Raw genomic sequence first — 25869 nt, 5'->3', positions numbered from 1 at the left:
CGGCCACAGCGCACAGCACGGCACCCCGCAGGACCGAAGGGAGCGGTGAAGCGATGACCGACCAGACAGAGCCGGCAGGGGGACCGGGAGCCAGCGGCCCGGGGCCCGACGGTGCGGGATTCACCTACCGGGCGTCCGAGCAGGAGCTGATCGTCGTCGCACGGCCCGAGGCCCGGCTGCGCGCCGGGATCGAGGGCGTCCGCTCGGCGGCGGGCTCCGACGTGTCGGCCCTGAACATGTTCCTCAGCGACGAACAGCTCGCCATGGAGCCGCTGTTCGGCAGCGAGGAGCGGCTGCGCGCCGCAGCCCGTGAGCGCACCGGCACGGACGAGGGCGACGACGTGCCGGACCTGTCGCTCTTCTACCGGGTGCGCGGCGGCGAGAGCAGGGCGCAGGAGCTGCGCTCACGGATCGCGGCGCTGCCGGAGATCGACACGGCGTACGTCAAACCGGGCGCGGTACCGGCCACGATCGATTCGCCCGACGTCGGCGAGTCGGGGCGCCGCAAGGAAGGCGCCCCCGTCACCCCCGACTTCACCGGCCGCCAGGGCTATCTGCGCCCGGCGCCCGAAGGCGTGGACGCGCTCTGGGCGTGGCAGCGGCTCGGCGGCTCGGGCGAGGGCGTCACGGTCATCGACATCGAGGGCGCCTGGCAGCTGGGACACGAGGACCTGACCGGCAAACTCTCCGGCGTGGTCATCGGCACCCCGATCCAGGACCTGGCCTGGCGCAACCACGGCACCGCGGTGATCGGCGTGATCGGCGGCGACCGCAACTACGTGGGCGTCAACGGCATCGCCCCCGAGGCCACGACCGCGGCGGCCTCCTTCCAGCCCCTGGGCACCGCGGCCACGATCCACGCGGCGGCGGAGCGGCTCGCCCCCGGCGACATCGTCCTGATCGAACTGCACCGCCCCGGCCCGCGCTTCGACTTCGAACCGCGCGACGACCAGCGGGGCTACATCGCCCTGGAGTGGTGGCCCGACGACTACGCGGCGATCCGCCACGCCACCGCGAAGGGCATCATCGTCGTCGGCGCGGCGGGCAACGGCGCGGAGTCCCTGGACGACGCGGTGTACGAACGCAGGCCCGACGAGTTCCCCGAGTCGTGGCGCAACCCCTTCAACCCCTCCAACCGGCCCTCGCGCGCCGTCCTGGTCGGCGCGGGCGCGCCGCCGCCCGGCACGCACGGCCGCGATCACGGCCCCGACCGCTCCCGCCTGGCCTTCTCCAACTACGGCTCCCGCGTGGACGCGCAGGGCTGGGGCCGCGAGACCACCACGACCGGCGGTTCCTGGAACCAGCCGGGCGATCTGCAGGGCGGCGCCGAGGAGATCGCCTGGTACACGGACACGTTCTCCGGCACCTCGTCCGCCTCGCCGATCGTCGTCGGCGCGCTCGCCTGCCTCCAGGGCATGCTGAAGGCCGCGGGCCAGCAGCTGATGTCGCCGGACCGCGCGCGTGCGATGCTGCGCTCGACGGGCTCACCGCAGCAGGACGCGCCGGGCCGCCCGGCGTCCCAGCGGATCGGCAACCGCCCCGACATCAGGTCGGCGGTCACGAACCTGCTGCCGTCGGCGGTGGGCTCGGGGCAGGCCGAGCGCTACTGGGACGAGCTGATCCCCTATCCCCCCGAACTCCCGCCGCGCCTGCGGCTCTTCGTCGCCGGCGAGTGGCGCAACCTGAACAACCCGTCCGACGGCATCCGCCAGGCGGTGCACGCCGCCTTCGCGGGCGGGCATCCCGACGTACGCGTCTGGTTCTCGGACGACGAGGTCGTCGGCCTGGTCGTCACGGGCTGAGGCATCCGCGCGATGCCGGAGCGCCGGGCGCATCCCTGAAGCACCACAACCATTGAGGGAAGGTGGCACCCGCATGAGCACCACCCCGTACATGAGTCCCATGCAGCAGCAAGGCCAGCAGTACGGACCTCAGCAGCAGTTCGGCCAGCAGCAGCCGGGTCAGCAGCAGTTCGGCCCCCAGCAGGGCCAGCAGCAGGGCCCGAGCACCGCGCCGCCCCAGCAGTTGGGGCAGCAGCAGTTCGGTCAGCAGTCCGGCGACCAGCAGCAGTATCAGCAGCAGCCCTTCGGCCAGCGGCAGTTCGGCCGCCAGGGCATGTCCGGCATGCAGGGCCAGCAGGGGATGCAGGGGCCGGGCATGCAGGGGCCGGGTATGCAGGGCCAGCAGGGGATGCAGGGCATCCAAGGGCAGCAGGGCATCCAGGGGCAGCAGGGCATCCAGGGGCAGCAGGGCACGCAGCACATCCCGCCGCACCTGCAACAGCAGCTTCAGCAGCTCGGCCAGCAGCAGCCGTTCCAGCAGCTGCTCCAGCAGTTCGGCCAGGAGCAGGTCCCGCAGGCCCAGGCACCCCAGATCTCCACGCAGGCTCTGGCCTCGAACGTCGCGACGTCGTTCTGGGACGTCGTTCAGCCCCTCCCCGGCCAGGCATCGCCCCTCTATCTGTTCGTCGACAACGACTGGCGCGTGTTCGTCAACCCGAGCCCGCAGGCCCACGACGAGGTCCAGGAAGCGTTCGCCTTCGGGCAGAAGGTGATCGGCTACTACGACACCAACAACCCCGCGTACCTCCTGGCCATCGTGGTCACCCGGTGACGGTCACCGCCGTCGCGTGAAGAGACGGCGGCGCCGGGCGGAGACCTTTCCCGCCCGGCGCCGCTCCCTGCCTGCCTCCCTCAATGCCTGCCAGCCGCTGCCTGCCGATGCCTGCCTAGGCGCAGCTGAACCTCGCCGCCGCCCAGTCCGCGTGGTCCCCGCTCTTGGAGCCGTTGGTGTCGGTCGCCTTCAGCTCCACGTGCCGGGCCCCGCTCACGTCGACGTCCACCGGCACGGTCGCCGACGCGCCCGTCACCCGGGGAGAGGTCCACAGCACCTTGCCGTCGGCCTCGACCGAGAAGGCCACCTCTCCGTAGCCGTTGATCTCGTCGTCGATGCCCACGTCGGCGGTCAGCCTGGAGCACTGCCCGCCCGTGTAGACCTCGATCGCGGAGTCGGCGTGGGTGCCGATCCCCTTCTCGTACGTCTTCCCGGCCAGGGTCAGCGGGTGGCCGTCCGCGGCGCCGGACTCCCCGTTGCTGCGGTCGCGTTCGGCGGGGCCGTAGCCGTTGGCCGACGTGAGCCACTCCATGTCGCTCGCCCAGGTGTCCGCCGTCGGCGCCGGAGGCATGACGTCGACCGCGATCCGCTGGGTCGCGGTGCGGTCCTGGCCCGCCGAGCGGTGCCGGGCCCGCGCCGTCAGTGTCTTCTCGCCGTGGCCGGCGTCCCCGGGCGGGGTGACGGCGACCTCGACGCGGCGCGTGCTGCCCGCCTCGACGCGGCCCGCGTGGACGGTGCCCGCGGTCCAGCCTTCCGGGACGTCCAGGGTGACGTCGACGCCGGTGGCGTCCCGCGTCCCCGCCGTGACGTCGACGGCGACCTTGCCCGCGGCTCCCGCGCCGAGTTCCTGTCCGGCGGGGGCGCTCAGCGTGGCGCTCGCGCCGGGCACGGCACCACCGACCGCGCTGGTGTCGTCGAGTCGGAGCTCGAACGCCCGGTCCGTGCGCAGCGCCGCCGTCTTCACCCGCACGACACCGCCCCGGTCGTCGCGGTCGTAGAACCAGCCCCGCGCGGCCTTCTCGTACGCCGCCTTCGACGCGAGCCGGGGCAGCTTGTCGCCGCCGAGCTCCACACGGCTCGGCGCGTCGCCGGTGTGCAGCGTGAACGCGTACGGCCGCTTGGTCTGCTTGCCGCCGAACTCCCCCTTGCTCGCGCCGATCCGCACCCGCACGTCGCCCGCTCCGGACCGGGGCGCGTCGACGTCGGCGCGCTGGGTGGCGTACTCGCCGTCGCGGTGCTGCCGGGTGACGCCGTCGTCCTCGTACAGCTCGAAGGAGGACTTGCCCTGCGGGTAGATGTCCCAGGCGAGGGGCGAGTCGGCGGTGCGGTCCTTGTAGGACCTGATGCCGCCGGGCCACATCGGTACGGTGGCGCCCGCCCTGACGAAGAGGGGCAGGGTGTCGAGGGGCGCGCTGTAGCCGTCGACGGTCGTCGGTCCCTCGTACGTACGGCCGCTCCAGTAGTCGGTCCAGGTGCCCTCGGGCAGATAGATGCCGTCGCGGACCGTCGTGTCCTTGTAGACGGGCGCGACGAGGAAGTCCTCGCCCGTCAGGAACTCGTACTTGGCCGCGTCCGTGGCCGCCTTCGGGTCGTCGGGATATTCGAGGGCCAGCGGGCGCACGGCACCCACGCCCGTCTCCGTCGCCTCATGGCCGTACGAGTAGAGGTAGGGCAGCAGCGCCTCGTGCAGCTTGAGGTACTTGCGGTTGACGGAGGTGTAGGGCTCGCCCTGCCGGAAGGGCTGCTTGTCCTCGGCCGCCCAGCCGTCCATCGTCATCGTGACCGGCAGGAAGGACTTCCACTGCAGATCACGTACGTACGTCTTGGCGCTGCCGCCGAAGATGCCGTCCACGTCACCGGTCGTGTAGGCGAGGCCGGACATGGTCGCGCCCGCGTACGTGGGGATCTGCCAGCGGATGTACTCCCAGCTGCCGCTCTGGTCCCCCGACCACTGCACCCCGCAGCGCTGGGCGCCCGACCAGCTCTCGGGGGCCCAGGTGAAGCCGCGGGCGTCGCTGTTGTCCTCGATGCCCTTGTACGCGTCCTTGCAGCCGTCCAGCGCCTTCTTGTAGCCGTCGCCGACCCAGGCCACGTCGAGCTTGGCGACGCGCTGCCCCGCCTTGACCTGGTCGGCGATCTTGTCGATGCCGTCCTCGGTCCAGAGCCCGAGCTGCATGTCGCGGTCCTGGAGTCCCTTGGCCGTCTCGGCGAGGTCTTCGTAGCCGCAGCCGTAGCCGTCGTTGACGAGCATCCAGCCGTTCGGCATGTCGTGCTTCTTGTACGCGTCGGCGATCTTCAGGGCATCGAGGGTGTGGCGTTCGCCCTGGTTGGCGTTGTGGAGATAGCAGTCCGCATCCCCGATCTCCATGCCGTAGACGGGCGGCAGGAAGGGTTTGCCGGTGAGCTTCGTGTACTGCCCTATGACGCCCTTGACGTCCTTGTCGGCGCGTCCCGCGAAGTAGTAGGCGTCGAAGCGCCGCTCTTTCGCCGTGGCCGTCACCGGCTCGGCGAAGTCATAGGTGTTGGGCGCGTAGGTGTTCCGGAAGACTCCGTAGCCCTTCGAGGACAGGTAGAAGGGCACGGAGTTGGGGTGGCCGCCGTCGTCCCAGTTGTAGTCGACGCTCACCTCGACCTTCTTGCCGCGGTGCGAGGTGTTGCCGCGCCCGTTCTGCATCCCGGCGCCGTAGTACTGCTCGTCGGCGCCGCGGGCCAGGCTCTGCGTGGTGGCGTCCTTGGTCCAGCTCAGGCCCTTGGACTCGGCCCAGATCCGGCTGCCGTCGGCGCGGTACAGGGCGAAGCGGAGCGGGGACTTGTAGGCGCGCAGCGTCACCTTCGAGGTGCGCAGTTCGTAGCGGTCGCCCTTGTCGGACCACGTGGTGCGCGGCGGGTCGCCCTGCGGAAGGACTATGTCCTTGCCGGTGGGGTCGGTGAAGTCCCCCTCGGGGGCGAGTTCCAGGCGGAAGGACTCCTGCGACACGAAACTGACGCGGGCCTCGGCCTTGCCCGCGGTGAGCCGGTAGACGGAGCCTTCGGCGGCGAAGTCCGTGACGTCCCCGACGGTGGTCGCGGGATCGTCGGCGGCCTGCGCGGCACCGCCGGGACCGGCGAACACCGCGAGGAGGCCGAGCAGGGCGGCGGCGACGGCCGCGCGTCTGGAGCGAGTGGGTGGTCTCATGGCGGTGGTCTAGCGCGCCGACCGGTGCGGGGGCCATGGACTTTGATGGGCCGCTCCTGGATTTCCGGAGCGGCCCATTCGGTGAAGTGGTGGCCAGAGGGTGGCGGTGGCTGCGGAGAGCCGGTGACTGGGGAGCCGGTAGCTACGGGGAGCCGGTGGCTACAGGGCCACGCCCAGCAGCGCGTCGACCGCACGCGATACGACGCCGGGGGCGCCCTCGTCCGTGCCTCCCTCGGCGTCCTGGCGGGCGGCCCAGCGGTCCACCGCGGCGAGCGCGGCCGGCGAGTCCAGGTCGTTCGCGAGGGCTTCGCGCATCTCCTCGACCATGTCCTCGGCGCCGGGCCCGTCGGGGCGCGAGACGGCGGCACGCCACCGGGCGAGCCGCTCCTCGGCCTCGGTCAGGACGGAGTCGGTCCACTCCCAGTCGGCGCGGTAGTGGTTCGCCAGGAGCGCGAGGCGGATGGCGGCCGGGTCGGTCCCGTCCCGCCGCAGCTTCGACACGAAGACGAGGTTGCCCTTGGACTTGGACATCTTCTCGCCGTCAAGGCCGACCATGCCCGCGTGGACGTACGCCTTGGCGAACGGGTGCTCGCCGGTGAGGGCCTGGGCGTGCGACGCGCCCATCTCGTGGTGCGGGAACGCGAGGTCGGAACCACCGCCCTGCACGTCGAAGCCCATGCCCAGGTGGTCGAGGGCGATGGCCACGCACTCGATGTGCCAGCCGGGGCGGCCACGGCCGAGCGAGGCGCCGTCCCAGCTCGGCTCGCCCTCGCGGGCGGCCATCCAGAGCATCGGGTCGAGCGGGTCCTTCTTGCCCGGACGCTCCGGGTCGCCGCCGCGCTCGGCGGAGAGCAGCTTCATGGCCGCGGCGTCGAGACCGGAGACCTCGCCGAAGTGCGGGTCGGACTCGACGGAGAAGTAGACGTCACCCTCCAGGTCATAGGCGGCGCCCATGTCCCGGAGGCGTTCGACGAGCGGCACGATGCCGGGTATCGCCTCGACGGCTCCGATGTAGTGCTGCGGCGGAAGCAGCCGCAGGGCGGTCATGTCCTCGCGGAACAGGGCGGTCTCGCCCTCGGCGAGCTCGACCCAGTCCTTTCCGTCGCGGATGGCACGTTCAAGGAGCGGGTCGTCCACGTCGGTCACGTTCTGGACGTAATGAACCTGCCGCTTGGTGTCGAGCCACACGCGCTGCACGAGGTCGAACGCGTTGTAGGTCGCCGCGTGACCCATGTGGGTCGCGTCGTACGGAGTGATGCCGCAGACGTAGATACGGGCGACGGGACCGGGGTCAAGGGTCACCAGACCACCGGTCGCGGTGTCGTGGATCCGGAGGTCGCGGCCCTTGCCGGGCAGGGCGGGGACCTCAGAAGCGGGCCAGGCATGCATGCCATGAGCCTAACCGGACGGAGCGTCCGCATACGAGCGGGGGATCAAGGTTTATCCGGGCGTGGGCGCCTTGGACCTGGGATTACTACGCCGCTGCGCGGCAAATTTCTCCCACCCGCCCACCCGTTTACCCCGCATCGAGCGGCAAGGACCAGCCGCCGCCCGCCGTGGTGGGCAGCTGTTCCATGGACCCGTTCACCCCGCATCGAGCGGCGACGAGCGACCGGCGGAGGCCTTGGCTACACCGGGGGCCACGGGATGGCCGGCCATTCCCCGCCGGGTACGGGGTGCTTTCCGGAGGCCAGCAGGGCGGCCACCCGCGCTCGGACGGCCTCCACCTCGGACGGGGTGATCAGCTCCGCCAGCCGCAGGCCGAGCGGCGCATCGCCGGTGAGTCCGTCCCGCAGGGACTCCAGGACCCCCAGCGCCTCGGCGGTCAGCGGCTCCCCCGCCCACCCCCACAGCAGCGTCCGGAGCTTGTCCTCGGCGTTGAACGTGACCCCGTGGTCGATCCCGTACAGCCGCCCCGCGTCGGTCAGCAGATGCCCGCCCTTGCGGTCCGCGTTGTTGATCACCGCGTCGAGCACGGCGAGCCGCCGCAGCCGCTCGTCGTCGGCGTGCACGAGCAGCGCCGTCCGCCCCTCCCCCACCTCGGCGAAGCCGATCGCCTTCCAGCCCTCACCGGGCTCCGTGCCCTCGACCAGGGCAAGCAACTCGTCCCCGCCACCCTCAGCGGTGTCGGATTCGGAGTCGGAGTCGGATTCGGAGTCGGAGTCGGCTTCAGGGTCGGGCCCCTCGATCCACAGCTGGCACATGCCCTCGCCGTGCGGCCCGTCCCGCAGCACGGTCGGCGGCACGAGGCCCCACCCCGTCGCCTCGGAGACCTCGTACGCGGCCACCTCCCGCTGCGCGAGCGTCCCGTCGGGGAAATCCCACAGGGGACGCTCCCCGGCGACCGGCTTGTAGACACAGGCGGCTTCCCGGCCCTCGTACGAGACGGAGCAGTAGAGCACCGCGTTCGAGGCCTCGCGGATCCGCCCGAGCACGGTCAGCTCGCCCCGGGCGAGCAACTCCATGGCGTCGGTGCCGGAGGCCACGCTCACGCGCCCCGCCGGTATCCGTTCTGCCGCGGGCATACGTGTCCTTCCGGGTCGAGCGGGAGGCTGCACAGCGGGCACGGCGGCCGTCCCGCGTTCACGACGTCGAGGGCACGCTTGGCGAAGGCACGCGCCTGCGCCCCGGTGAGCCGGACGCGCAGCATCGGCGGCCCGTTCTCGTCGTCCTGCAGAAGCCTTTCCTCGGCTTCCGCGAGGTCCTCGTCGGTCTCGGCGTCGAGCTCCACCAGGGCCTGCGCCTCGACGATCATCCGTTCCTCGTCGCCGTCCCAGGCAAGGGCCATCGTGCCGACGCGGAACTCCTCCTCGACGGGCGAGTCGAGAGGCGCGCTGTCAGTGACCTCGGAGGAGGCGACGGCGGGCACGGGGGCGTTGCCGCCACTGCGGCGCACCACCTCGTCGAGCAGCTCTTCCATGCGTTCGGCGAGCGCGGCCACCTGGGTCTTCTCCAGGGCGACACTGGTCACCCGGACTCCGGCGGAGGCCTGGAGGAAGAAGGTACGCCGGCCGGGGAGCCCGACCGTTCCGGCCACGAAGCGTTCCGGCGGGTCGTAGAGGAACACCTGACGCGACACGTCCTGTCTCCATTGGGATCGACTGCGATTGATCGTTTGCGCTTGTTCGACGCGACGACTGCACCCTACTGCGGGTGACGATCACGGTGCTCCCGCATCGCCACCCACCGCCGCGTCGCTGCCGGAGGGCTCCGCACGGGGAGCGAGCGACCCGAAGTCTCCGGTGTCCCCCAGGCGTACGAGGAAGGGCCGCAGCCGCGTGAACCGGATGGCGGTGACGGAACAGGGCTCCACGGAGATGCGCTGGAAGAGGTCCAGGTGCAGCCCGATGGCGTCCGCGACAAGAGACTTGATGATGTCGCCGTGCGAACACATCAGGTACACGGCGTCGGGGCCGTGGTCGCGCTCCACGCGCGCGTTCCACTCGCGTACCGCCTCGGCCGCCCGCGTCTGCATGGCCCGCATGGACTCGCCGCCGGGGAAGGCGGCGGCCGACGGATGCTGCTGTACGACCTCCATGAGCGGTTCGTCGGACAGCTCGGCCAGCTTGCGGCCCGACCAGTCGCCGTAGTGGCACTCCCCGATGCGGTCGTCGCTGTGCGCCCGCAGGCCGGGGCGGGCCGCGAGCAGCGGCGCGACGGTCTCCTGGCAGCGCTGGAGGGGGCTGGCGACGACTTCGGCGAGGGGCAGGTCCGCGAGGCGTCCGGGGAGCGCCGCGGCCTGTGCGGCGCCGCGCTCGTCCAGGGCCACGCCGGGGGTCCACCCGGCGAGCAGACCCGCGGTGTTGGCGGTGGATCGTCCGTGCCGGACGAGGATCAGCGTGGGCATGCGGGCCAGCCTAAGCCGCCGACGGGGTGCGCCCCGAGCCGAGCTCAGGAAGAATGCGCTCCGTGATCGTGGACTGCGCGATGTACCGCAGCGGGCGCCGGACCGAGTGCGGGGAGGACTTCTCGGACGCCGTCGACGAGGCACGTACGGCGGGTGACGCCTTCGTCTGGGTGGGCCTTCACGAACCGACGGCAGAGGAGTTCGAGGAGGTCAGCAGGGAGTTCGGGCTGCATCCACTGGCGGTGGAGGACGCCCTGAAGGCCCACCAGCGGCCCAAGCTCGAAGTGTTCGACAACTCCCTTTTCGTGGTCCTGAAACCGGTCGTGTACGAGCCGGACAGCGACTCCGTCTCGTCGGGCGAGGTCATGGTCTTCATCGGCGACGCCTTCGTGGTGACGGTCAGACACGGCGAGGGCTCGCCTCTCGGTGCCGTGCGCCATCGTCTGGAGGCGGAGCCGGGCATGCTGCGGCACGGCCCGACGTCCGTCCTGTACGCGGTCGCCGACGCCACGGTCGACCACTACCTCGAAGTCGCGGCCGAGCTGCAGACCGACCTGGAGGAGCTCGAGGCGGAGGTGTTCTCGCCCGACAACGGGGGCAGCCGCAACACGGCGTCGCGGATCTACCGGTTCAAGCGCCAGATCGTCGAGTTCCGGCGCGCCACGGGACCGTTGGCGATGCCCATGATGCGCCTCTCCGGAACGGGCCCGTTCGCGCCCCGGGTGCCCTTCGTGAAGGAAACGGCCAAGCCGTTCTTCCGGGACGTCAGCGACCATCTGACGCGCGTGAACGACTGGGTGGACAGCCTCGACCGCCTGGTGTCCGACATCCTCTCCGCGCATCTGGCGCAGATGAGCGTGCGGCAGAACGACGACATGCGGAAGATCTCGGCGTGGGCCGCCATGGCGGCGGTCCCCACGATGATCGCGGGGGTCTACGGCATGAACTTCGACCACATGCCCGAGCTGCACTGGGTGTGGTCCTACCCCGCCGTGATCCTGCTGATGGCCGTCCTCGAGGTCTTCCTCTACCGGCTGTTCAAGCGCCGCGGCTGGCTCTAGCGGGCGGGCTCCCCGGTCAGGCGAACCCGGGTGCCGGGGTGGCGGGCCCGCCGAGCGCGTCGCGCCGCTCGGGCATCTTCAGGGAGACCATGCGCCGCCAGCCTCCGAGGCGTTCGTAGGCGGAGATGGCGCGGACGCCCGAGGCGAGCGCCGCGGACTTGGGCTTCGGCCAGTTCAGGATGCGTCCCATGTGGCCCATCACGGCGAGGCTCACGTCCCGGTACACACGCGTCTCGGCGCGCGCGCACTCGTGCAGGGTGTCCAGGATCATCCGCCCGTGTCCCGCTGCCGCGAGCCGCAGCAACTCCTCGTGGCAGTACGCCAGGTGGTTGTCCTCGTCGTGGCAGATCATCCGGATGGCCTTGCCGACCTCGGGGTGGTCGCCGAAGAACGTGACGAGCATGTCCATCTGGTCGGCGGCACGCTGCTCGGTGACGCGGCTGTGCGAGAGGTAGACCACGACGTCCCGCTCGGTCAGCGGCTCCTCGCGGCGCAGCTTCTCGTGCGCGAGACCGATGCCCTGCCGCTCCAGGAGCATCGTGTAGTCCGTGTCCGGCGGGACCGGGGCGGGTTCGAGGCCCCGCTTCTTGAGAAGGGCGTTGAAGATGCGTCCGTGCTTGTCCTCGTCGGCGCCGTGCCGGGCGACCTTGGGGCCGAGCGCGCGCTGGCTGTCGGGGAGAAGCGCGGCGATGCGCCCGTTCTCCCATCCGCCCTGCGACTCCCCGCTGGCCGCAATGGAACAGAAGAGCCGGAACGACTCGTCGTTGTCGAGGATCTCCTCGAAGACACTCCTGGCCGAAAGCATCGCTGGCACCTCCATGCCCTCCGCGAGAACTCCGCGCGAACTCCGCAAAGAACAAGTCAAATGCGAAAGGCGCGCGTGTGGCAACAGGTGTCAGGTACAGCTCCGCCAAACGAAGGACGGCCGCCCACGGACCAGGCCGTAACCGAGGGGCCGCACGACGCGTTGTGCTCCGTGACGGCCGTGGCGGGGAAGACCCCCGAGCCCCCACCACGGCCGCAGAACTTCTCCCCTCCGGGTTACGCCAGTCCGGCGCGCTCCAGCGCCTGCGTACCCGCGCGCAGGGCCGTGATCCGCTCCTCGAGCGTGAAGCCGGCCGGCGCCAGCGTCAGCGTGGTGACCCCGGCGGCCGCGTAGGCCTGCATCCGCTCGGCGATGCGGTCCACGGAGCCGAGCAGCGTGGTCGAGTCGATCAGCTCGCGCGGCACGGCGGCCGCCGCACCGTCCTTGTCGCCGGACAGGTACTTGTCCTGGATCTCGGCGGCTTCCTTCTCGTACCCCATGCGCTGGGCGAGCTGGTTGTAGAAGTTCTGCTTGCGGCTGCCCATGCCGCCGACGTAGAGGGCGGTGTACGGGCGGAACATGTCCGCGAGGGCGCTGACGTCGTCGCCGACCGCGAGCGGCACCGTCGGGACGACGTCGAAGCCCTCCATCGTCTTGCCCGCCTTCTCGCGCCCCGCGCGCAGATGGCGGATCGCGGTCTCCTCCAGGTGCTCGGCCGCGGGGAAGATCAGCAGGGCGCCGTCGGCGATCTCGCCGGTCTGCTCCAGGTTCTTGGGGCCGATCGCGGCGACGTACAGCGGGATGTGCTCGCGCTGCGGGTGGACGGTGAGCTTGATGGGCTTGCCCGGTCCGTCCGGCAGCGGAAGCGTCCAGTGCTCGCCCTCGTAGCTGAGGCGCTCGCGCGTCATCGCCTTGCGCACGATCTCGACGTACTCGCGGGTGCGGGCGAGCGGCTTGTCGAACTTGACGCCGTACCAGCCCTCGGAGACCTGCGGTCCGGAGACGCCGAGGCCCAGGCGGAAGCGGCCGCCGGAGAGCGAGTCGAGCGTGGCGGCCGTCATGGCGGTCATCGCGGGCTGCCTGGCCGGGATCTGGAAGATCGCGGATCCGATGTCGATGCGTTCGGTCTGCGCGGCCACCCAGGACAGCACCGTCGCGGCGTCCGAGCCGTACGCCTCGGCGGCCCAGCAGACCGCGTAGCCGAGCTTGTCGGCCTCCTTGGCGACGGCGAGGTTGTCCGCGTCCATCCCCGCGCCCCAGTAGCCGAGGTTGATCCCGAGCTGCATGGCCGAATCCCCTTACTGAGCAGTAACGTACCTGTGCCGGGGACTGTAGCGCGTGGCTCCGCGCGCCGTCAGCGGCGGGCGTGCGGATGGCCCGGGGGTTCCCGGGTTCTCCACAGTCACGGGTTTGTCCACAGCCCCTCACGTCTCTGGAGCACGGCCAGTAATCTCAGCGCCCATGGAGCAGAGGCATCTCGGCCGTACCGGCCTTCGCGTGTCCCGGATCGGACTCGGCACCCTCACCTGGGGGCACACCCAGGAGAGCGACGCCGCCGATCTGCTGAAGGTGTTCTGGGAAGCCGGTGGCAGCCTCGTCGACACGGCCGATGTGTACGGCGACGGGGAGGCGGAGTATCTGCTCGGCCGTCTCATAGAACGGCTCGTGCCGCGCCGCGACCTGGTCATCGCGACCAAGGCGGGCAGCGTGCCCGACCCCGACCGCCGCTTCGACGGCTCGCGGGGCCATCTCCTCTCCGCGCTCGACGCGTCCCTGGCCCGCCTCGGCACGGATTACGTGGACCTGTGGCAGCTGCACGCCTTCGATCACTGCACGCCCCTGGACGAGACGCTCCAGGCCCTGGACATCGCCGTCAGCAGCGGCCGGGCGCGCTATGCGGGCATCTCGAACTTCTCCGGCTGGCAGCTCGCCAAGGCGGCGACGTGGCAGCTCGCGGCGCCGGGCGCGCGGACCCGCCTGGCCAGCACGCAGATGGAGTACTCCCTGCTGCAGCGCGGCGTCGAGCGGGAGCTGCTGCCCGCGGCGATGGACCTGGGCGTGGGCCTGCTGCCCTCGTCGCCGCTCGGACGCGGCGTGCTCACCGGGAAGTACCGCCACTCCACCCCGGCCGACTCGCGCGGCGGCTCCGAGCACATGGCGCCGTTCGTCGCGCCCTACCTCGACGATGCCGCGAGCCGCATCGTCGACGCGCTCGCCACCGCCGCGGACGGCCTCGCGGCCACGCCCCTCCAGGTCGCCCTCGCCTGGGTGCGCGACCGCCCCGGAGTGACCGCGCCGATCGTCGGCGCGCGCAACGCGCAGCAGCTCACGGCCGCATTGTCAGTGGAGACCCTTAGTCTTCCTGACGAGATCTGCCAGGCGCTCGACGATGTGTCGGCGCCCGTGCACCGCTACCCCGATCAGGACTGGAGCACGCTGTGAGTACGGAGCCGGAAACCGCTGCCGCGCAGGAAGCGGAGGCCGCTGCCGCTGCCGCACAGGAGACCGGGGCGGGGGCGCCGGAGGCCGAGGACACCGCTGCCGCGGAAGGAGCGGAAGGAACCGAAGCCGCCGCCGCAAGCGAGGGCGACACGAGCGAAGCCGCCGCGAGCGAAGGCGACACGAGCGAAGCCGCCGGAAGCGAAGCCGCCGCGAGCGAGGAGCTTTCGGAGACCGAGGCCGAGATCGCCGCCCAGCGGGAGCTCCAGGAGCGGATCGCCGAGCGGAAGGCCGCCAAGCAGGGGCCGGTGGACGCCGGGGCCAAGCTCAGCGGCACGGCAGCCGACCTCCTTGCCGCCGTGCGCGCGGTGGAGAGCGGCGAGAAGCCGGTCGTCAGCGCTTTCAGCGAGCCCGGGCCCGCGCCGCGCAAGGCCGCGCCCGAGCCCGTGCGGCGTCCGCAGCCCGTCACCCCGGCAGCCTCCGGACCCGGCGACGAAGCCGTGGCCGCGGTCCGTGCCGTGCTCGCCGAAGGCGGGGCGCCCGCCGCCCTCGCCGAGCGGACGGCGGCGGCGCTCGGCGAAGGCGCCGACGCCCTGCTGCGGGAGGACCCCTGGCAGTTGCTGCGGGTCACCGGCGTGCGCACGGAACAGGCCGACGGCTTCGCGCGGGCACTGCTCGGCGCGGAGTGCGGGCCCGACGACGAGCGCAGGGGCCGCGCCATCACCGCGTGGCTCCTCGAACAGGCCGCCGTCGCGGGGCACACCGCCCTGGACGCGGCGGCGCTCACCGCGGCGCTCGGACAGCGCGCCGTGCCCGATCCGGACGCGGCGGTCCAGAGCGCCATCGCGGAGGGCGACATCCTCGTCTTCCAGGACGCCGTCGAGACACCGGGCGCCCCGGCACCCGTACGGGAAGAGGGCGACGAAGAGGGCGAGGAGGCCGAGCAGCCGGTCCGTGTCCTGGTCGGCCTCGAACAGTACGCACTGGCCGAGGAGAGCCTCGCCGACGGCCTCGCCAGGGTGATCAACTCCCTGTCCAAGGAAGAGGGTTCCGGCCCGCAGGCCGACGCCTGGGAGTCCGCCGCGGGCGAGGCGTCCGGCTCCACCGCCGAGCTCATCCGCGCGGTCGCCGGCCACGGACTCGTCCTGCACACCGGCGGCGACGCGGCACGCGCCGAGCCCGCCGCGCTGGCGGCTGCCGCGGCGGGCCTCGGCCTGCGCGTGTGGGCGGCCACGCACAGCTCCGCGGGGCGCGAGCGCGTCGCGCGGCTCACCGGCTCCGACGAGGCGGGCGCCGCGACCGTGGCGGGGCTGCTCTCCGGCGCCGAGGGCCCCGGTCTCGACAGGGACGGAGCCCTCGCCCTCGACCTCCTGGTGGTCCTGGACGCGCCGCAGCTGGACGTGGAGAGCGCCGCGATGCTCGTCGAGTCCCTGCCGGACGGCGCCCGACTGGTGCTGAGCGGCGATCCGGGGCTGCTGTGGTCGGCGGGCCCCGGACGGGTCTTCGCGGACCTCCTCGCGGCGCGCTGCTGCCCGCAGGTCGTCTCGCGCGTCCCCGACCCCGGCCCCATCGGGGAACTGGTCTCGGGCATCGGCATCGGCGAGCTGAACCAGGTCGAGGCGCCGGGCAAGGAGGTCGTGATCGTCCCCGTGCGCGACGCGGGCGAGGCGGTCCACCGCACGGTGCAGCTCGTGGCGGACTCGGTGCCCCGCGCGATCGGAGTGCCCCCGCAGGACACCCAGGTCATCACGCCCGGACACGCCGGCGCAGCGGGCACACGCGCCCTGAACACCGCGCTCAAGGAGCGGCTGAACCCCGGCCCCGGCCGGTTCGGCGGCTTCGACCCCGGCGACCGCGTCGTCCACGTCCCCGCACCCGGGCGCACGACGCCGGGCCGGATCCTGCGGGCCGACGCGGAGGGGCTGCACCTGGAGTGCGACGGCGCCCCCGTCGTCGTACGGAAGGAGCAGGTGGAGCACACGGTGCGGCACGCCTGGGCCCTCACCGCCCACCAGGCCGCGGGCCTGAGCTGGCCCGCGGTGGTCGTGGTGCTGCCGGGCGACGCGACCGCGGCCCTGAGCAGGCCCTGGGTCTACACCGCGTTCAGCCGCGGCGAGCGGCACCTTTCGGTGGTCCAGGGCGCGGAGCAGGCGCTGCCGCGCGCGGTGGCGGAGATCCCCCCGAAGGCCCGCACGACGCGCCTCCAGACCCTCCTGCGCCCCCAGGTCCCCACCACGGCCTGACGCGGGCCGACAGGACCGTCCCGCGCTTCCGGGTGCCCGCCGCGTTCAGCGGGCGCCCGGAGGCGGCGGGCACGGCCGGGATGGCCGCGCCCGCCGCCCGAGGGATCAGCGATCCGCGTCCAGAGGGCTCCTGTCGTCGTCCACGTCGACGACGTCCACCTCGTCGGTCTCGTCGATGTCGTCGGCATCGTCGACGTCATCGAGTTCCCCGAGGACCGCCGCGGAAGCGGGGCCGACGCGGACACGGCCGTCGGCACCCACCCGGTCGGCGCGATCGGCGCGGTCTTCGTCGTCCTGTTCGTCGTCGAAGACGGCACTGACGTCGAAGCGGCACACGACCCGGTGCGGGTCCGCCGCGTCGAAGGGGGCGTCGAGCCACTCCCCCGGCTCCGCGGGCTCGTCCGCCGCGGTGACCCAGAGCGTGGAGTCGCCCTCCTCCAGACCGAACTCCTTGTGCCGGGAGGCGATTTCGTCCGGTTCGAACTCCCCGAAGAGGACTCCGAGCGCGGCATGCACGCTGCTGCCCGCCGCCTCGGCCGCCGGACTGCCGCCCGCCGCGTCCGCGTCGAGGTCCGCGACCCGCTGGGCCTGCGCGAGGAGCCGCTGCGGCTCCGCCACGGCATAGTCCCTGCGGATCAGCACGCTCAGCGCGTTCGCCTCCTCCGGGCCCTGGTACGGCGGCAGCACGTCGCTGTCGGAGCCGGGGATCTCGAAGGGGGTGACCTCGTCGTAGCGGTCGTAGAGGAGCTCGTCGTACTCCTCGGCCGCCGCGGCCAGCTCGTTGAACGCCTCGTAGACGGCCGGGTCGTCCTCACCCGACCTGCGTTCGACCGCGGCAAGGTGACGGTCGAGCGCGGTCTTGACCGCCTCGGCGGCGGCGCGTACCTCGGCAGCGGTTGGCTGCGCAGCATCAGACATAGTGCAGACGCTATCCGTAGCGGGCCCGTACTTGCACAATAGATGCGATGCCGGAATACGAATTTGTCGACGTGTATGTGCCGCGCGGGGTCACCCGCAAGGAAGCGACGCGCCTGCTGACGGACCATGCGGAGTACGGACACTGGGAGTTGGACCGCCTGAGCCTGCACGCGGACGGCAGTCGCAGGGTGCGGCTGAAGCGGCGGATCATCCGCCAGCTGCGGGCCACCTGGTGACATGGGACAACGAGTGACACAGCGGAACGGAGGGCGCCCCGACCAGTCGGGACACCCTCCGTCACGCATACCGGATCAAGCGGCGGTGTACGCCCTGATCAGGCGGCCGACCGCGTCCTGCGGTACAGCACCGTTCCCGCGAGCAGCATGCCCGCGCCCACCGGCAGCACGACGCCCATCGGCAGGTCGCTGCCCGTGTGAGCGAGCGTCTCCGAGCCCTTCGGCTGCGCGACGGTCTGCGCACCCGGCTGGTTCGGCGACCCCGGCTGCTCGGGCGATCCGGGCGGCATCGCCCGGTCGTCCGAGGGCTTCTCACCCGGCGTGCCGGGCTTCCCCGGCTGGTCGGGCTTCTCGGGGTGTCCGGGCTGCTCCGGGCCGCCCGGCGGCTGCTCGGGCTTCGTCGGCGGGTTCTCACTGCCGGGCGGCGGTGCTTCACCCGAGTCATTGACGCAGTCGTCGCCCGCGGTCGCGTTGCCGAGACCGACGAGGGTGACGCTGTTGCCGCAGACGTTCACCGGCACGTCGACCGGCAGCTGGACGTCGTTGCCCGAGCCGACGCCGGGCGAGTCACTGCTGTGGCCGTGCGCGGAGGATCCACCGCCCGAGGGCTTGTTACTACCGTCACTACCGCTGCCGCTGCCACCGTCGTCGGAGGTGTTGGCGCAGTTGTTGCCCACCGCGGGGTTGAGCACCCCGACGACGTTGACGCTGTTGCCGCAGACATTCACCGGCACGTGCACCGGGAGCTGGACCGAATTGCCGGACAGTACGCCCGGAGAATTCGACGCACTTCCGGCGGCGCCCGAGTCCGCTTGTGCGTATCCACCACTGATGGCGAGCACGCCCGTAGCGGCCGCCACCGTGATCAGGCCCTTACGAGTGACCTGTCGCATAGGTTTTCCCTGCCTTGTGACCTTCACGAATGCGCACGCGCCTTGGGACACGTACGCGGAATGCCGGAAGGCCCCGGAATGCATGGAACGCACTCCGGGACCGACAGACTCAGACCCTCATGGGGTGAGGCACGACAACGTCAGGCGTTGACGCAGGTGTTGCCGAAGGTGGGGTTCAGCAGCCCGATCACGGAGACCGTGTTGCCGCAGACGTTCACCGGCACGTGCACCGGCGCCTGCACGACGTTGCCCGAGAGCACACCGGGGGAGTTCACGGCGGCACCCTGAGCACCGGCGTCGGCAGCAGCGATACCCGCACCCGCGAGTACGAGGCCACCAGTGGCAGCCACAGCGGCGACGATCTTCTTGATCATTATTCCTCCTTGTTGGCAATGCGGTCCCAGCCGCGGACCGCACCACCTGTAACGAGGAGGAGTTAATGGGGCTACGAGCCTATGGTCCCTTTCACTCTTTTCAGTCAAGTACGCACGCGCTGACGATTATTGGAGTTTCATTCAGGATGCGTCGATGAACCGGTCGAGCACGCGCACGCCGAACTTGAGACCGTCCACGGGCACGCGCTCGTCCACGCCGTGGAACATGCCCGCGAAGTCCAGCTCCGGCGGCAGCTTCAGCGGCGCGAAGCCGAAGCCGCGGATGCCGAGGTCGTCGAAGGACTTGGCGTCGGTGCCCGCGGAGAGCATGTACGGCACGGCCTTGGCGATCGGGTCCTCGGCCTGCAGCGCCGTCTGCATGGCGTCGACGAGCGCGCCGTCGAAGGACGTCTCCAGGGCCTTGTCCGCGTGCACGTCCGTGCGCTTGACGTGCGGGCCGAGGAGCCGGTCCAGGTCGGCCAGGAACTCCTGCTCGTACCCCGGCAGGAAGCGGCCGTCGACGTGCGCGGTCGCCTGCCCCGGAATGACGTTGACCTTGTAGCCGGCGCCCAGCTGGGTCGGGTTGGCGGTGTTCTGCAGCGAGGCGCCGATGAGCTTGGCGATGCCGCCGAGCTTGGCGAGCGTCTCGTCCATGTTCTCGGGGTCGAGCTCGGTGCCGAGGGCGTCGCCGAGCTCGTCCAGGAAGTGCCGCAGCGTCTTGGTCACCCGCACCGGGAACTTGTGCCGCCCCAACCGGCCCACGGCCTCGGACAGTTCGGTGATGGCGTTGTCCTTGTGGATCATCGATCCGTGGCCCGCGGTGCCGTCCACGGTCAGCTTCATCCAGTGCATGCCCTTCTGGGCCGTCTCGATGAGGTAGAGCCGCAGGTCCTCGTTCACCTGGAAGGAGAAGCCGCCGACCTCGCTGATGGCCTCCGTGACGCCCTCGAAGAGCTCGGGGTGGTTGTCCACGAGGTAGCGCGCGCCGTACGTACCACCGGCCTCCTCGTCGGCCATGAAGGACAGCACGATGTCGCGCGGGGGCTTGCGCCCGGTGCGCATGCGCTCGCGCACGACCGCGAGGGTCATCGCGTCCATGTCCTTCATGTCGACGGCGCCGCGGCCCCACACACAGCCGTCCGCGATCTCCCCGGAGAAGGGGTGGTGCGTCCAGTCCTGGGCGTTGGCCGGTACGACGTCGGTGTGGCCGTGGATGAGCAGCGCGGGCCGGGAGCGGTCCTCGCCCTCGATGCGGGCGACCGTGGAGGCCCGGCCGGGGTGCGATTCGAAGATCTGCGGTTCGAGCCCCACCTCGGCGAGCTTCTCCGCGACGTACTCGGCGGCCTTGCGCTCTCCCGGGCCGGAGTGATCGCCGTAGTTGCTGGTGTCGATGCGGATCAGGTCGCGGCAGAGGTCGACGACCTCGTCCTCACCGGTGACGGGCCGCGACCGGTCCGCCTCGCCCGCCCTGTCGGCCCTGCTCGACTCGCTCACGATGGTTCCTCCCGCTATCGCTGCTGGTGGTCCCCTTCATCCTCCCGCGCCCACCCCCCGACACCCAAGGCCGGGCACCCGCCGACATACCCCGTTCACGCACCTGACCTGTGTGAACGAAGGCCCCCGAATGTTTGCTATGGTTTTCCACGTCGCCGCGGGAAACCGCGACAGACCACCGGTCCGGGTGGCGGAATGGCAGACGCGCTAGCTTGAGGTGCTAGTGCCCTTTATCGGGCGTGGGGGTTCAAGTCCCCCCTCGGACACAATCAGTACACCAACCGGTGCTGGCCGACTCTCGGCCAGCACCGTTTGCGTTGTGTGGTCGTAGGTCAGGCGCAGCCCGAGCTGGCGGTAGACCTCGGCCTTGTCGGCCGGGTCGGCCTTTTCCAGGACGGCGAGCAGGCCGCCGAGTGCGTCGACCAAGTTCTTGATCTCTTCGCGGCTCAGCCGCTGCGGCCTCGATGCCGTGCTGGGCCGATCGAGACGGGCCCGGGCCGCCATGTGCCGGTTCTGGACGTCGCGGGTCCAGCTCGCGATCAGGGTGGGATCGGCTCCGGCTTCCAGCGCGGCACGGTGCTGGGCGAGCTTGCGGTCGCAGGCGGCGATCTCGCGGCGTGCCGCCTCGGTGTGCGGGTCGGTCGCGGGCTGGGTCTGCGCCAGCACGTCCAGCGAGGCGGCCAGGTGCTGGGGGTCGAAGGCCCGGGCGAGCCAGCTGTCGAGGGGCGGCAGGACGGCATCCTCGCGCAGGTGGACGTTCAACGGGTGGTCCAGGCAGTTGGCGAGGGCGTACTCGGCGGGGAAGCGGCAGCGGTAGTGGGCCTGGCCGTGGGTCCAGTTGCCCTGCATGCGCCGCTCGCACTGGGCGTGGAAGATGCGTCCCTTGAGGGCGTAGGGGTGGCGGGTGCGGACTTCGCGGCCGGTGGATGCCGGGCCGCGTGAGGCCAGGCGGTCCTGGACGGCGTCGAAGAGCTCGCGGCTGACCAGCGCGGGGTGGGCGGGGCGTTCGGAGTAGATCCACTGGTCCTTGGGGTTCCACCGCAGGGCGGTCTGATGACCCAGGCCGACGTCGTCTACGTCGATCAGCGTCTCTTGTTTGTGCTGGCGGTTCCAGACCTGGTGGCCGGTGTAGCGGGGGTTGGTGAGGATGGCCCGGACCGCGCTCTTGGACCAGGCGGTGGCGCAGCGGTGCGGATTGCGGGCCGGGTCGGCCGCCGAGGGGCAGGGGATGTCGTCGGCGGTCAGGCGCTGGGCGAGCGCGAAGATCCCGTACCCGGCCAGGTAGTCGGTGAAGATCCGCTGCACGACAGGGGCGGTGGCCGGGTCGACCGCCAGGCGGTGGGCGCGGATGCCCTGAGCGGCCTTGGCCGGGTGGGGGTGGGGGCCCGCGTCGGCCAGCCGGTAGCCGTAGGGCGGGCGTCCGCCCAGGTAGCGGCCCTCCAGCCGGGCCTGGGCGGCCATGGCGGTGCGGACCCGGATCTTGATGCGGCTGCGTTCGGCCTTGCTCATGCCGCCGAACACCGACATCACCAGGTCGTGCGCCTCGGATTCGGGATCGATGGGACCGCCTACCTCGGGCACCCACAGCTGCACACCGTAGTGGACGAGGAGGGGGAAGGTCAGGCCGTACTGGGTGCCGTAGAAGGCACGCTGCGGCTCCCCGATGACCACCGCGTCGAAGACCCGGTCCGGAGCGGCGAGAGCGGCCAGCAAGGCGGCGGCGCGAGGACGGCGTTTCCAGGGGATCGCGCGGGACTGGCCGATGTCGAAGTACTCGGCCACCACCGGCCCGTGCGCGGCGGTGAGCGCCGTTGCGCGGGCCAGCTGCCAGGTCCGGGAGGCGGCAGGGTCCTGCTGGTCCTCGGTGGAGACCCGGCCGTAGAAGGCGAAGCGGGGCATCAGGGCGCCCTCCTGTCATCCTTGCGCTCAGGGAGTGCGGCGTACTGAACGTTGCGGATCAACCGCCATAACGCTGCGGCCGCTGGCGAGGTGAGCTGCGGCGGCTCCCCGGGCACGATCACCGTCACGGTCGTGCGTCCGGCGGGTAGTTGCTGCTGGATGGTTCGAGGATCGTCCTGCGCCCGGTCCACGGCAAGCCTCCGGCCCCGCAAGCCGTGTGGCCGACAGCGCTCGCGGGGTGTTGCTCGGCTTCGGAGGGCCACACTGGAAGAGGCCGGATTTCGGACGGATTTTCGACAGCGTTAGCAGACCTTTAGGTACGAGTTGGGGTCCTCGGCGCGGTGGCACCGTCGCGGGCGCCGCAGTCAGGGGCGCAGGCCCACAGCTGTGCCGTAACCGGCCGGTCGCGCTCGATGTACGTCACCGTACCGAGGAAGCGGTCCCGGAACAGGCGTTTGCCGCACAGGGCGCAGGCCTGCTCGGTGAGCTGAAGGCCGCTCAGCGCGGCCGGATCCGGCAGCCCTGGTGTCGTGTCGTCCGCGCTCATGCTTCGGGTCCTCGCGGCTTCAGCCGCACCTCGAAGATGCTGGCGCGCAGGCGGTCGTCCGCGTCCGCAGGCCGCACGCTCCCGGGCCTGGCATCCCACTCGCGACCGCCGCCCGGGGGACGCAGCTGAACATAAGGGCCCTCATGGCCCATCACGCGGCCGATCCTGCGCCTGTCGGTGTCGACTACCAAAGTGCCGACTGGATGCGAGGACACGTCACCCACCACCCCTGGCCGCCGCTCCTCGTCCGCCGTGTGCGGGTCGAGTTCAGGGGGCTCATGCGTAGTAGCCATGAACGGGACGCTAGAGACAGGGTGTTCGCGGGTGTAGCGAATGTTCTCGGATGTTCTCGCGCTCCGCCCAGATGTTCTCTGGTGTTCTCGGAGAGGCGGCGAGACGCTGTGGTGGAGGGCCTGCACCGCAGCCATTCTGGATTGATCAACGTCCCTGGAAGGACATGATCATGAGGCGACTACGCTTCACCGGCACCGACAGCAAGAACGGACAATGCCCGGCCCTGCACGAAGATCTGGACACTCGCGAGATCATCATTCAGGGCAGGCCACTCACCGACTCCGCCGACCTGACGCAGCTGAAACACTTCGGCGCGCAGGACGTCGCCGTGGTCGTGCCACGCCAACTGCTCGTCCACTGGGCTCCGAAGGAGATGGACTGCGTGCCCGAGCTGATCAGCCCGGATGACTTCAGCCGACTCTTCGAGACGTTCGAACACACGGCATGGCACCTGGAGACCCGTCGCGGTTACGCCTCGGACCGCAAAGACCCCGACTTCGAGACGTTCCTCAGGACCGGCCGGGCGACCTGCGACCTCGACAGTCAGTGGAACCAGAACATCCGTCGCCAGACCGACGCGGGCAAGCGCGTGGGACGGGTCCGTGTCGTCGACGACCCGCCCACCGAAGGCCAGCGCTTCCTGCTCGGCTATGCCGCATGCAACGCGGCTTCGGGCGAAGACGTCGGCTGCCTGTGGCGCGCCGAAGCTCAACGGATCGACCTGCTCGAAGAGGACTTCTGGATCTTCGATTCGCGCCTCGTCACGGTCCTGCGCTTCGACGACAGCGACGAACTGACCGGCATCGAAGTCACCACACAGCCCGCCGAGGTGGTGCGGTACTGCATGGCACGTGACGCAGCCGTGCACCACGCAACTCCGTACGAGTCCTTCGCGGCCCAGCTGTCCGCGACCGAGTAACAGCACAGGCGACCGGTGAGCACCGACTACCAGCAGGCGCGTGAATCGCTCGGAGCACGGCTGCGGGAACTCCGCCTCATGCGCCCGGGAGGCAAACTCACCGGTCCCCAACTCGCCGGCCTGCTCGGCTGGCCGCACTCCAAGATCTACAAGCTGGAGGGCGGCAAGCAGACCGCATCGCGCGAAGATCTGCGGGCATGGACGGCGGCCATCGGCCAACCGGACGCCTTCGACGAACTCGCCGCCCGCCTCGCCGGATTCGAGACCCAGATCCGCTCATGGCGACGGCAGCTGAGCAGCGGACACCGCCCCGTCCAGGAACGCTGCAACGCGGAGATCGACCGCACCACCATCATCCACGCCTGGGAAGAGTCCGTCGTCCCCGGCATGATCCAGAACGCGGACTACGCCCGACACGTCTTCGCCCGCTACGCGACCCTGCACGACTCCCCTCGCGACATCGAAGAGGCCGTCCGCGCCCGGGCCCAGCGGCAGGAATGGCTGTTCCGGGCGGGGCACCGCTTCCACGTCCTCATCTGGGAAGCAGCCCTGCGCTCCCTGATCTGCCCGCCCTCCGTCCTGGCCTCGCAGCTCGACCGGCTGGCCGGGATCATCGGCATGGACACCTGCGAACTCGGCATCGTGCCGTTCACCGCCCCGGTCAAGATCGTCCCGGCCAACGGCTTCTGGATCCTGGACGACCGCCTCGTCATGACGGAGGACTGGCACGCAGAGCTCTGGCTGGACGACGCCAGCAACATCGCCCTGTACACGAAGATCTGGAAGACGCTGCGCGAGTCCGCGGCGTACGGCGCCGACGCACACAGCATCATCAACGCCGCACGGAGCACGCTCAGTTCGCGTGGCTAGCGAGGCCCCCGGATCGTCCCCGCCGGGCAGTGGGACTTCGTACATACATCTACGTGTGTACGAGTTGCAGGAACCGCAGGAAGGGGCCACCTCGCTCCCGCCAGCGACAAGACCCCGCGCAGGGGGTACCGCTCTAGCGGGTATGCGGAACGGCAGGAAGAACGGAAATAGGATCGGTCACCCAATTGGGAACCGAGAATGCCTGGTCAGCGCACTGGCGTACTGGGACAGACCCTCCTCGGACACCAGAGATTGATCGGCGAAGCGCCGGTCGGGAGTGATCCCGGCCGGCGTTTTGCTTTGGGCGTCACTTGGTTTCGGGGTCCGGGAGTCTGCGTCGTAGCCGTTGTTCGTGGGCCAGGCGGCCCACCAGTGCGCCGCCGTAGACGACGAAGCCCACGCCCACCAGCCAGGACTGCAGGATCAGTACGGTGCCGAACGGGCCGTACGTCACCGCGTTCGACGCGATCAGCGGCGAGAAGACGTACTGGGAGAAGACCCGCAGGCCGAGCATGCCCAGGGCGGTCGCCGCGGCCCCGGGGGCCAGGGCCCGCCAGCGGAGGCGGCCGCAGAGGAGCCAGCGTTGCGACCACCAGAAGAAGAGGAAGACGCCGATGGTGTCGCCGGTGGTGACCAGGGCGGTCTCCGCGGCCGATGACTCCTCCGGTGAGGGCGCGGTGACGAAGAGCAGCAGGAAGAAGACGAGGGCCGCCAGCCAGACCACGTGCCGCCACATCGTGTGCCAGCGTGCCGCGGGCAGGTCCCACACGCGTTCGTAGCCGGTCTGCACGGCGGAGCCGAAGGTCACTCCGAACGCGGCGAGCGCGGCCAGGCCCAGTGCCGTCGTCTGCCGCAAGGCCTGGCCCGGCTCCCCGAAGAGTCGCTCGATCTCCTCCTCGGGAACCTCGGAGACGCCGAGCCCCTGCACCAGCCAGCGGGCGAAGCCCTCTCCCCTCGCGAGGTCGGCCGCGGCGACGACCACGAGGAGGGGCACGAGCGTGAGGAAGCTGAGCGCGGCGAAGCCCATGGCGCGGTGCATCAGTTCCATCTCGCGGCCGCGGCTCCAGGCGAGACTCACGACCGAGTGCGGCGTACCGGGTCCTTGGGGCATGTCGGATCGCCTACCCGCAATCGACGCGGAGGCAGTCCGGCTTACCGCCGAACGGGCACCCCTCGGATGCGGAGCGTCCACTTCCCGATAGCGCAACCCCCGTGCCACAGAACACTGTTGAGAAGCGGAAT

23 protein-coding genes, 1 tRNA gene and 1 pseudogene are annotated in these 25869 nt (G+C 71.0%); 10 read left to right on the top strand and 15 right to left on the bottom strand.

The features are described 5' to 3' along the window. The first annotated feature begins 53 nt into the window (after positions 1-53). Together ABZ906_RS40035 and ABZ906_RS40030 are read left to right on the top strand one after the other, a co-directional pair. Positions 54-1802, top strand: coding sequence for a S8 family peptidase (locus tag ABZ906_RS40035; protein ID WP_361391226.1), 1749 nt, complete (start codon positions 54-56; stop codon positions 1800-1802). Positions 1803-1875: 73 nt separating this feature from the next. Then, positions 1876-2613 (top strand): hypothetical protein, encoded by a 738-nt coding sequence (locus ABZ906_RS40030; protein ID WP_361391223.1) that lies wholly within the window; start codon positions 1876-1878, stop codon positions 2611-2613. Positions 2614-2728: 115 nt separating this feature from the next. Here ABZ906_RS40030 and ABZ906_RS40025 read toward each other — a convergent pair whose 3' ends face one another. The 5 genes from ABZ906_RS40025 to ABZ906_RS40005 all read right to left on the bottom strand — a co-directional run bounded on the left by ABZ906_RS40025 (position 2729) and on the right by ABZ906_RS40005 (position 9635). After that, a complete protein-coding gene (locus ABZ906_RS40025; RefSeq protein WP_361391220.1) occupies positions 2729-5788 on the bottom strand; it encodes an NPCBM/NEW2 domain-containing protein in 3060 nt (1019 codons plus the stop codon). A gap of 159 nt (positions 5789-5947) precedes the next feature. After that, positions 5948-7177, bottom strand: a complete 1230-nt coding sequence (gene mshC / locus ABZ906_RS40020; RefSeq protein ID WP_361201012.1) for a cysteine--1-D-myo-inosityl 2-amino-2-deoxy-alpha-D-glucopyranoside ligase — start codon at positions 7175-7177, stop codon at positions 5948-5950. 239 nt (positions 7178-7416) lie between these two features. After that, positions 7417-8313 carry an SCO1664 family protein gene (locus ABZ906_RS40015; protein ID WP_361391217.1) on the bottom strand — a complete coding sequence of 299 codons (897 nt, stop codon included), beginning with the start codon at positions 8311-8313 and terminating at the stop codon, positions 7417-7419. Then, positions 8277-8867 carry a DUF3090 domain-containing protein gene (locus ABZ906_RS40010; RefSeq protein WP_361201008.1) on the bottom strand — a complete coding sequence of 197 codons (591 nt, stop codon included), beginning with the start codon at positions 8865-8867 and terminating at the stop codon, positions 8277-8279. Before ABZ906_RS40010 ends, ABZ906_RS40015 begins: the two co-directional genes overlap by 37 nt. Before the next feature lie 81 nt (positions 8868-8948). Further along, positions 8949-9635 (bottom strand): histidine phosphatase family protein, encoded by a 687-nt coding sequence (locus tag ABZ906_RS40005; protein ID WP_361201006.1) that lies wholly within the window; start codon positions 9633-9635, stop codon positions 8949-8951. 62 nt (positions 9636-9697) lie between these two features. Here ABZ906_RS40005 and corA point away from each other — a divergent pair, with 62 nt between their 5' ends. Next, a complete protein-coding gene (corA, locus tag ABZ906_RS40000; protein ID WP_361391214.1) occupies positions 9698-10696 on the top strand; it encodes a magnesium/cobalt transporter CorA in 999 nt (332 codons plus the stop codon). Between the two features lie 16 nt (positions 10697-10712). On the opposite strand, the gene ABZ906_RS39995 is transcribed toward corA, so the two are convergent. Then, a complete protein-coding gene (locus tag ABZ906_RS39995; protein ID WP_361201004.1) occupies positions 10713-11501 on the bottom strand; it encodes a ferritin-like domain-containing protein in 789 nt (262 codons plus the stop codon). Between the two features lie 236 nt (positions 11502-11737). Next, on the bottom strand, positions 11738-12787 hold the full coding sequence (locus tag ABZ906_RS39990; RefSeq protein ID WP_361391211.1) for an LLM class F420-dependent oxidoreductase: 1050 nt from the start codon (positions 12785-12787) through the stop codon (positions 11738-11740). Positions 12788-12962: 175 nt separating this feature from the next. Here ABZ906_RS39990 and ABZ906_RS39985 point away from each other — a divergent pair, with 175 nt between their 5' ends. Next, positions 12963-13943: an aldo/keto reductase gene (locus ABZ906_RS39985; RefSeq protein WP_361201000.1), complete on the top strand. Its 981-nt coding sequence runs from the start codon at positions 12963-12965 to the stop codon at positions 13941-13943. Beyond that, positions 13940-16183, top strand: a complete 2244-nt coding sequence (locus ABZ906_RS39980) for a helix-hairpin-helix domain-containing protein (protein WP_361391208.1) — start codon at positions 13940-13942, stop codon at positions 16181-16183. The genes ABZ906_RS39985 and ABZ906_RS39980 overlap by 4 nt, the downstream gene beginning before the upstream one ends. A gap of 105 nt (positions 16184-16288) precedes the next feature. Here ABZ906_RS39980 and ABZ906_RS39975 read toward each other — a convergent pair whose 3' ends face one another. Then, positions 16289-17101, bottom strand: a complete 813-nt coding sequence (locus ABZ906_RS39975; protein WP_361200996.1) for a hypothetical protein — start codon at positions 17099-17101, stop codon at positions 16289-16291. A 47-nt stretch (positions 17102-17148) separates the two neighbouring features. Here ABZ906_RS39975 and ABZ906_RS39970 point away from each other — a divergent pair, with 47 nt between their 5' ends. After that, the gene (locus tag ABZ906_RS39970; RefSeq protein WP_190082655.1) at positions 17149-17337 is read left to right on the top strand and encodes a DUF5703 family protein; all 189 of its coding nucleotides are present in this window, start codon (positions 17149-17151) and stop codon (positions 17335-17337) included. Between the two features lie 98 nt (positions 17338-17435). On the opposite strand, the gene ABZ906_RS39965 is transcribed toward ABZ906_RS39970, so the two are convergent. The 3 genes from ABZ906_RS39965 to ABZ906_RS39955 form a co-directional block, all read right to left on the bottom strand. After that, positions 17436-18230, bottom strand: a complete 795-nt coding sequence (locus ABZ906_RS39965) for a chaplin family protein (RefSeq protein WP_361200994.1) — start codon at positions 18228-18230, stop codon at positions 17436-17438. Between the two features lie 140 nt (positions 18231-18370). Next, positions 18371-18604 carry a chaplin gene (locus ABZ906_RS39960; RefSeq protein WP_361200992.1) on the bottom strand — a complete coding sequence of 78 codons (234 nt, stop codon included), beginning with the start codon at positions 18602-18604 and terminating at the stop codon, positions 18371-18373. A gap of 141 nt (positions 18605-18745) precedes the next feature. Then, a complete protein-coding gene (locus ABZ906_RS39955) occupies positions 18746-20098 on the bottom strand; it encodes a M20/M25/M40 family metallo-hydrolase (RefSeq protein ID WP_361200990.1) in 1353 nt (450 codons plus the stop codon). 181 nt (positions 20099-20279) lie between these two features. On the opposite strand from ABZ906_RS39955, the gene ABZ906_RS39950 reads away from it, so the two are divergent. Further along, positions 20280-20364 (top strand) — tRNA-Leu (locus ABZ906_RS39950). A gap of 55 nt (positions 20365-20419) precedes the next feature. Beyond that, entirely contained in the window at positions 20420-21040 is a 621-nt protein-coding gene (locus ABZ906_RS39945) for a hypothetical protein (RefSeq protein ID WP_361391205.1), read from the top strand. A 54-nt stretch (positions 21041-21094) separates the two neighbouring features. Here ABZ906_RS39945 and ABZ906_RS39940 read toward each other — a convergent pair. The 3 genes and pseudogenes from ABZ906_RS39940 to ABZ906_RS39930 all read right to left on the bottom strand — a co-directional run. Further along, positions 21095-21997, bottom strand: a pseudogene (locus ABZ906_RS39940) (recombinase family protein); the annotation flags it as partial. A 313-nt stretch (positions 21998-22310) separates the two neighbouring features. Beyond that, positions 22311-22544, bottom strand: coding sequence for a hypothetical protein (locus ABZ906_RS39935; RefSeq protein ID WP_361391202.1), 234 nt, complete (start codon positions 22542-22544; stop codon positions 22311-22313). Further along, positions 22541-22837, bottom strand: a complete 297-nt coding sequence (locus ABZ906_RS39930) for a hypothetical protein (RefSeq protein WP_361391500.1) — start codon at positions 22835-22837, stop codon at positions 22541-22543. Before ABZ906_RS39930 ends, ABZ906_RS39935 begins: the two co-directional genes overlap by 4 nt. A 167-nt stretch (positions 22838-23004) precedes the next feature. Between ABZ906_RS39930 and ABZ906_RS39925 the strand changes: the two genes are divergently transcribed. Further along, entirely contained in the window at positions 23005-23757 is a 753-nt protein-coding gene (locus tag ABZ906_RS39925; RefSeq protein ID WP_361391488.1) for a DUF6879 family protein, read from the top strand. Positions 23758-23772: 15 nt separating this feature from the next. After that, entirely contained in the window at positions 23773-24627 is an 855-nt protein-coding gene (locus ABZ906_RS39920; RefSeq protein WP_361391199.1) for a helix-turn-helix transcriptional regulator, read from the top strand. Between the two features lie 307 nt (positions 24628-24934). On the opposite strand, the gene ABZ906_RS39915 is transcribed toward ABZ906_RS39920, so the two are convergent. Further along, positions 24935-25738, bottom strand: a complete 804-nt coding sequence (locus ABZ906_RS39915; protein ID WP_361200988.1) for a YhjD/YihY/BrkB family envelope integrity protein — start codon at positions 25736-25738, stop codon at positions 24935-24937. Between the last annotated feature and the right edge of the window lie 131 nt (positions 25739-25869).

It is taken from the genome of Streptomyces sp. NPDC046925 (genome assembly GCF_040644915.1).
In the GTDB taxonomy this organism is placed as follows: Bacteria; Actinomycetota; Actinomycetes; order Streptomycetales; family Streptomycetaceae; genus Streptomyces.
Note: the sequence above shows the minus strand (reverse complement) of the source record. Positions and strands in the feature narration are given on the sequence as shown.